This is a genomic window from Streptococcus sp. A12 (genome assembly GCF_905372335.1).
Taxonomy (GTDB): Bacteria; Bacillota; Bacilli; order Lactobacillales; family Streptococcaceae; genus Streptococcus.
This window is the reverse complement of sequence record NZ_CAJPOU010000059.1, coordinates 1-6,893: the sequence shown is the minus strand read 5'-3', so window position 1 is coordinate 6,893 and position 6,893 is coordinate 1. Positions and strand designations below refer to the sequence as shown.

At 41.1% G+C, this 6,893-nt stretch carries 10 protein-coding genes; 4 read left to right on the top strand and 6 right to left on the bottom strand.

The window, feature by feature from the left end:
- The 6 genes from QZ158_RS07100 to QZ158_RS07075 all read right to left on the bottom strand — a co-directional run.
- Window positions 1-548: redox-sensing transcriptional repressor Rex (locus tag QZ158_RS07100; RefSeq protein ID WP_293887070.1), on the bottom strand; the 548-nt coding region annotated here is incomplete at its 3' end.
- Between the two features lie 93 nt (window positions 549-641).
- A complete protein-coding gene (locus tag QZ158_RS07095; protein WP_061563940.1) occupies window positions 642-878 on the bottom strand; it encodes a DUF4649 family protein in 237 nt (78 codons plus the stop codon).
- Window positions 878-1,225 (bottom strand): DUF1831 domain-containing protein, encoded by a 348-nt coding sequence (locus QZ158_RS07090; RefSeq protein ID WP_048689998.1) that lies wholly within the window; start codon window positions 1,223-1,225, stop codon window positions 878-880. The genes QZ158_RS07095 and QZ158_RS07090 overlap by 1 nt, the downstream gene beginning before the upstream one ends.
- Window positions 1,215-2,342 (bottom strand): cysteine desulfurase family protein, encoded by a 1,128-nt coding sequence (locus tag QZ158_RS07085; protein ID WP_293887065.1) that lies wholly within the window; start codon window positions 2,340-2,342, stop codon window positions 1,215-1,217. The genes QZ158_RS07090 and QZ158_RS07085 overlap by 11 nt, the downstream gene beginning before the upstream one ends.
- Window positions 2,343-2,351: 9 nt before the next feature.
- The gene (locus QZ158_RS07080) at window positions 2,352-3,308 is read right to left on the bottom strand and encodes a ribose-phosphate diphosphokinase (RefSeq protein ID WP_048788987.1); all 957 of its coding nucleotides are present in this window, start codon (window positions 3,306-3,308) and stop codon (window positions 2,352-2,354) included.
- Window positions 3,309-3,370: 62 nt separating this feature from the next.
- Window positions 3,371-3,937, bottom strand: coding sequence for a CYTH domain-containing protein (locus QZ158_RS07075; RefSeq protein ID WP_293887063.1), 567 nt, complete (start codon window positions 3,935-3,937; stop codon window positions 3,371-3,373).
- A 95-nt stretch (window positions 3,938-4,032) separates the two neighbouring features.
- Between QZ158_RS07075 and QZ158_RS07070 the strand changes: the two genes are divergently transcribed.
- The 4 genes from QZ158_RS07070 to QZ158_RS07055 all read left to right on the top strand — a co-directional run.
- Window positions 4,033-4,704: a GTP pyrophosphokinase family protein gene (locus tag QZ158_RS07070; RefSeq protein ID WP_061563942.1), complete on the top strand. Its 672-nt coding sequence runs from the start codon at window positions 4,033-4,035 to the stop codon at window positions 4,702-4,704.
- Window positions 4,688-5,506 carry an NAD kinase gene (locus tag QZ158_RS07065; protein WP_293887072.1) on the top strand — a complete coding sequence of 273 codons (819 nt, stop codon included), beginning with the start codon at window positions 4,688-4,690 and terminating at the stop codon, window positions 5,504-5,506. The genes QZ158_RS07070 and QZ158_RS07065 overlap by 17 nt, the downstream gene beginning before the upstream one ends.
- Window positions 5,503-6,393 carry an RluA family pseudouridine synthase gene (locus QZ158_RS07060; protein ID WP_293887060.1) on the top strand — a complete coding sequence of 297 codons (891 nt, stop codon included), beginning with the start codon at window positions 5,503-5,505 and terminating at the stop codon, window positions 6,391-6,393. The genes QZ158_RS07065 and QZ158_RS07060 overlap by 4 nt, the downstream gene beginning before the upstream one ends.
- Before the next feature lie 21 nt (window positions 6,394-6,414).
- The coding region (locus QZ158_RS07055) for a phosphate acyltransferase (RefSeq protein WP_293887058.1) at window positions 6,415-6,893 on the top strand (479 nt) is incomplete at its 3' end.

The following is a 6,893-nucleotide window of genomic DNA, read 5'->3' as shown; positions in this document are numbered from 1 at the left end:
GGAGAAAAGCTAAGGATTCCCTTGATACCAGCTTCAACCAGTAAATCTGCAACTTCTTGAGATTTTACACTTGGAACGGTTAAAATGGCTGTTTGAATCTCTTGTCCCTCAAGTTTTTCTTTTAGTGTGGAGATGCCGTAAATCGGAATACCATCTTTACTTTTAGTGCCGACTAACTTATGATCATCCGTATCAAATGCCATGACAATTTTCATTTTGTTTCGCTCATGGAAGCGATAGTGAAGAAGGGCACTCCCCATATTTCCAATCCCGACGATAGCAACATTGGTGATGGAGTTATCATTCAAGAGATCAGCAAAGAAATTCATTAACTTTTTGACATCATAACCAAAACCACGTCGTCCTAGCTCTCCAAAGTATGAGAAGTCACGACGAACAGTTGCGGAATCAATCCCGATGGCTTCAGCGATTTGTTTTGAATTTGCTCGCTCAATATTCTCTGCATTAAAGCGTTTGAAAATGCGGTAATACAAGGAGAGTCGTTTAGCAGTAGCACGAGGAATTGGATTAGTCTTATCTTGTTTCACAATATCACAACCTTTCAAATCTATTTTATAAAAAGTTTGTGAAAAAAGCAACTATCTTATACTAAAAAAACACCAAAATGGTGCTTTTCTTAGTTAATTAGAATTTTTTAAACTCTGATCAAACTGAATCAGATAGCGATAGAAGTCACCAATTCTTCCAGTGAAAGGTAAGGTTTGCCCCTTGTAGGTCACAGAAACAACCTGATAGGAATCTGGAATGGTCACACAGCCTGAGAAGGCTAATAGACAGTGATCGATGTTGTCGTAGCTAACCTGACGTTCCTTTTGGTATGCATCCAAATAGGTGAGGACTACAGGACCATTGGTCATTACTTTTCAATCCTTTCAAAGATTTCACGTTCAACTAAACTGTCCATGAGGAAGTAGAATTTTTGTTGGATAATCTTGTTTTCTGGATTTTTGAAAATATTTACCAAACGAAGGCCTGACTTGTCAGTAATGTTAATTTTAAATCCTGTTAAATCCTTATTGATGATAATTTTTAACTTAAAGCCATCTCCGCTATTTGGAATAGCTTCTAACAAACGATTTAATTCGTAGTTTCCAACCTTTGTTTGTGCAAAAGTATTGTCACGTAGGGTATATTTCTTGATATTTGGGTGGATTGCGTATGTGTAATCACAGTTTGTTAATGAGACAGATGTTTCAAATGCCATGTAATTCTCCTATAATTTTGTGTATAGTTGTTATAAAAGTATCGACCTCAGCAGTCGTATTGAATTCGGATAAACTAATGCGAATAGATTCCTTCAAGCGAGGCGAAGCTTCGCCGTAATAAGCTGCAAGGACATGACTTGGCTGAACAGTCCCAGCAGTACAAGCAGAGCCAGTTGAGACTGAAATCCCTGCCATATCTAAACGAAGCAGTAGGATATCATTGCTGATACCTGGGAAGCCAATGTTCAAGACATGAGGAAATTTGGAGTCTGTGCCATTCAGATAGAAATCTAAATCTTCTAGGCCGGTTAGGATACGTTTAGATAAGGTCTGAATATACTGATAATTTGCGTCTAACTGATCAGTTGCTTCTTTGAGGGCTTGAGCCATTCCAGCAATTGAAATCAAGTTCTCAGTGCTAGCTCGACGTTTGTCTTCTTGGTCACCCCCGTGTAAGAGATTGAAGAAGTCAGGCTTTTTAGCATAGAGAAGACCAACTCCCTTAGGCCCGTGAAATTTATGGGCCGATGCGGTTAGAAAATCAACTCCTAGCTCTTCAGGGGCTACAGCAAGTTTACCAACGGCTTGAACAGCATCGACATGAAAAGCAGCAGGATGGTCTTTTAAAAGGTCAGAAATTGCCTTGATAGGTAAGAGATCACCCGTTTCGTTGTTGGCATACATGGTGGATACTAAAATAGTATCGGGACGAAGTGCAGCTCGAATATCTTCAGGTCGAATTTTTTGATCGACCGGTTGAATGATGGTTACTTCAAATCCATATTCTTGGACCAAGTACTCAATCGGTTCCAGAACGGCATGGTGCTCAATAGCCGTGGTAATAATATGCTTCCCTTGCTGTCTATGTTTGAGACAGTAGCCCTTTATAACAGTGTTATTGCTTTCAGTCCCGCCAGATGTAAAGATAATCTGTTGGCTAGAGGTCTTTAAACAAGTTGCAACGCCTTCCCTAGCATCTCTAAGAATCTTTTTCGCTTGGCGGCCGTGGGAGTGGAGGCTAGAGGGATTTCCGAAACTGGTTTCCATCGTTTCTGTCATCACCTTGATTACTCCTGGGCTTAGGGGAGTGGTTGCCGCATTGTCAAAATAAATCACGCCATCACCTTATTTCTTGTGGTATGCAAAGAGTGGACTAACTGGTTTACGCTCTTGGATACGAACAAGGGCATCTCCAATCAATTCGCTTGCAGTAATGTATTTTACATTTTTTGGTTTTTGTTCTTTGGTTGCTACAGAGTCTGTAACTAAAATTTCTTTAATCGGTGCTTGGTCTAGTAATTCCGCAGCTCCCTTAACGAAAAGTCCGTGACTTGAAACGGCATAAATCTCAGTAGCGCCGTCGCGTTGGACAATTTTTGCAGCCTCAGAGAATGTTTTTCCTGTATTTAGAATATCATCGATGAGGATTGCTTTTTTACCTTTAACATCCCCGATGATGTAGCCCTCGTCACGACTAGAGTCGTCTTGGGCGTAGTCGATGATAGCAATTGGGGCATCTAGATATTCTGCAAGATTGCGTGCGCGTTTCACTCCAGAATTTTTAGGGCTGACAACCACTACATCTGAACCGGTTAAACCTTGTTTGATATAGTGATCAGCAAATAGAGGAATCGTAAACAAGTTGTCTACTGGGATATCGAAGAAGCCTTGTACTTGAACCGCATGAAGATCGAGGGTTACAACACGGTCTACCCCTGCCTTGACAAGCATGTTGGCAACTAATTTTGCTGTAATTGGTTCGCGAGGAGCAGCAGTACGGTCTTGACGAGCATACCCAAAGTATGGAAGGACCACGTTTACGGTATGGGCACTTGCTCGTTGGCAAGCATCTACCATGATTAACAATTCCATCAAGTGATTGTTCACTGGGAAGCTAGTAGATTGGATGATGTAAATATCATATCCACGCACACTTTCTTCGATATTAATTTGGATTTCACCATCTGAGAATTGACGTGAAGAAAGCTTTCCGAGTGGGATGCCAGCAACTTCTGAAATTTTTTGTGCAATTTCTTGGTTGGAGTTGAGTGCGAAGAGCTTCATATTGTTTTTTTCTGACATGTGTTTGATCCTCATTTAGATATTTTTGTCTAGTCTTATTTTAGCAAAAAAATTCAGTAATTTCAGCTTTTTAGCAAACTTTGGGCCAATCTTGCTACTTTACTTTTTGCAGGCTTGTATTCAATTTGTTTTTCCTTGAGAAATTCGTGAAAATAAGTTTCATCTGAGGCGGCATCCACCTCCATTTCTAATTCATAATCTTCAATGGAGTTATAGCGACTACGATCGTAGGCTAACAAGCCTATAGGGATTCTTTTCTCTCGTCTCTCTGTTTCTAGACTTCCCCAGACATCTAAGGAAGTGAGAGGAATGTCTAAATCAGTGAGAAAGCTGGCAATCTCACCTTGAGGAAGTTTTTTCTTGGAGAGAAAGGCTTCTACTTGATCAAAAGTAAGGGCTTGATTGTATTCAAAATGTCCCGCATCTTGCGGCACTTTAAGGGTTAGCTCAGCCCGATCAGCTAAGGTACGAATTCGCAAGGCCATCCGATGATTCCGGATAGCATGGTCGGGCGTATCAATATAGTGATTGGTTTGTCGGATAGGTTTTTGGTCTTTGAAAAAGTCTTCTAGAGAATGGTACTCTTCCTTGGTTAGTAAGGTTTTAAATTCAATTTCTAAATGATTCATAGCTACGTCCTTTTCTTTCGTTTGCAAGCTCTTTATGATATAATAATAGATGTGTTTATTTTATACAAAAAACTTTGAGATGACAAGGTGATTCAATGGCGATTGATTGGGAAAATTTTTTAGATCCCTATATCCAAGCAGTTGGGGAGTTGAAGATTAAACTTCGTGGGATAAGAAAGCAGTACCGCAAACAACAAAAGCATTCCCCAATCGAGTTTGTGACCGGTCGTGTGAAGCCGATTGAGAGTATTCTCGAAAAGATGGAACGCAGAAGTATATCTGAAGAGAACCTGGCTCAAGATATGCAAGATATTGCTGGTCTGAGGGTCATGGTTCAATTTGTAGACGACGTAGATGAAGTCCTAGAAGTCTTGCGGAAGCGTCAGGATATGCGCGTGGTTCAAGAACGAGACTATATTCGTCACAAGAAATCAAGTGGGTATCGAAGCTATCATGTAGTGGTAGAGTATCCAGTAGATACCATTAATGGCTATGAAACGATTTTGGCAGAGATTCAGATTCGCACTCTGTCTATGAATTTCTGGGCCACCATTGAACACTCATTAAATTACAAATATAAAGGAGATTTTCCGGACGAGATTAAGAAGCGTCTTGAAGTCACTGCGAATTTGGCTTATCAACTCGATGAGGAAATGGGTGCCATTCGTGATGCCATTCAGGAGGCGCAAGCTCTTTTTGATCCAATGCATCGTAAATTAAACGATGGCGTCGGAAATAGTGATGATACAGATGAGGACTACAGGTAAAAAGGTTTCGATTATTCGAAATCGAAAACGCCAGAGCGAAGAGGTTTTTCAACAACTTCGTTATAAATTAAAAAAGAATAATTTTATCTTAACTGAGAAGCATCCGGATATCGTGATCTCTATAGGTGGGGATGGCATGTTGCTCTCTGCTTTTCATAAGTACGAGAGTCAATTAGATCGGGTTCGTTTTGTTGGGGTACATACGGGGCATCTTGGATTTTATACGGACTATTTAGATGATGAGATTGACAAGTTGGTAGAAAATCTCAAGTTCGATACAGGTGCCAAGGTATCTTACCCAATCCTTAATGTCAAAGTGACTTTTGATAATGGGGATACGAAGATTATGCGAGCCCTTAACGAAGCGACAATCAAACGTAGCGATCGAACTATGGTGGCTGATTTAACCATCAATGGCGTTCATTTTGAGCGATTCAGAGGGGATGGTATTACGGTTTCGACCCCTACAGGTAGCACAGCTTATAACAAATCTTTGGGAGGAGCTGTGCTTCACCCGACGATCGAAGCGCTTCAGATTGCTGAAATCGCTAGTCTGAATAATCGTGTCTATCGAACTTTGGGGTCATCGATTATTGTTCCCAAAAAAGATAAGATTGAAATTACGCCTAGCCGGCCAGGTTTTCACATTCTCTCTGTTGATAATTCAACCTATTCCTATCGAAATATCGCCCAAATCGAGTACCAGATTGATAACCACAAGATCAATTTCGTAGCGAGTCCAAGTCATACCAGTTTCTGGAATCGGGTCAAGGATGCCTTTATCGGAGATATTGACGAATGAGGTTCGAGTTTATTGCAGATGAACATGTCAAGGTTAAAACCTTTCTGAAGAAACATCAGGTTTCAAAAGGCTTATTGGCCAAGATCAAGTTTTCTGGAGGCCAGATTTTAGTCAATGGCGTCGAACAAAATGCCATTTATCTTCTGGATATCGGAGACAAGGTAACGATTGATATTCCCTCTGAGGAAGGTTATGAAGCCTTGGAGGCCATTGATCGGGATTTGGAAATTTTGTATGAAGACGATCATTTCTTGATTATCAACAAACCGGCAGGAGTGGCATCCATTCCTAGCTCCCTTCATTCCAATACCATTGCGAACTTTGTCAAGGGATACTATGTTCGCCATCAGTATGAAAATCAGCTCGTTCATATTGTCACCCGTTTAGACAAGGATACCAGTGGGATCATGCTTTTTGCCAAACATGGCTATGCCCATGCTCGCTTGGATAAGCAACTTCAGGCTAAGACCATTCAAAAACGTTACTTTGCATTGGTAAAGGGCAAGGGTGAGTTGGAAAGCAAGGGGGATATCATTGCCCCCATTGCGCGTGATGAAGACTCCATTATTACCCGAAAGGTAGCAAAAGGTGGCAAGTATGCTCATACCAGCTACCAAATTGTTCAGTCTTTCGGTGATATTCATCTGGTGGATATCCAGTTGCATACAGGCCGGACCCATCAGATTCGCGTTCATTTTTCTCATATTGGTTTTCCACTTTTGGGAGATGATCTCTATGGAGGTTCGTTAGAAGATGGGATTCTTCGACAAGCCTTGCATTGCCATTCCTTGGCTTTCTATCATCCTTTTTTGGAAGAGGAGCTCCGAATTGAAAGCTCTCTGCCAGATGATTTTAGCCAAGTCTTAAAACAGTTATCAAATATTTAATTTTTTTCAAAGGAGAAACTCATGGAAGTTTTTGAAAGCCTCAAAGCCAACCTCGTTGGTAAGAATGCTCGTATTGTGTTACCAGAAGGGGAAGAGCCTCGTATTCTGCAAGCAGCAAAACGGATTGTAAAAGAAACAGACATTACACCTGTCTTGCTTGGTAATCCAGATAAGATTCGTATTTACCTTGAAATTGAAGGAGTTTTGGAAGGATACGAAGTTATCGACCCGCATTCTTACGCAGGCTTCGATGAGATGGTAGCTTCCTTGGTAGAACGTCGGAAGGGTAAAATGACAGAAGAGGAAGCGCGTCAAATTTTGCAAGACGATGTCAACTACTTTGGTGTTATGTTGGTACATCTGGGAATCGTTGATGGTATGGTATCAGGTGCGATTCACTCAACAGCTGCAACCGTTCGTCCGGCACTTCAAATTATCAAAACTCGTCCGAATGTCAAACGCACTTCAGGTGCCTTCCTCATGGTTCGTGGATCTGAACG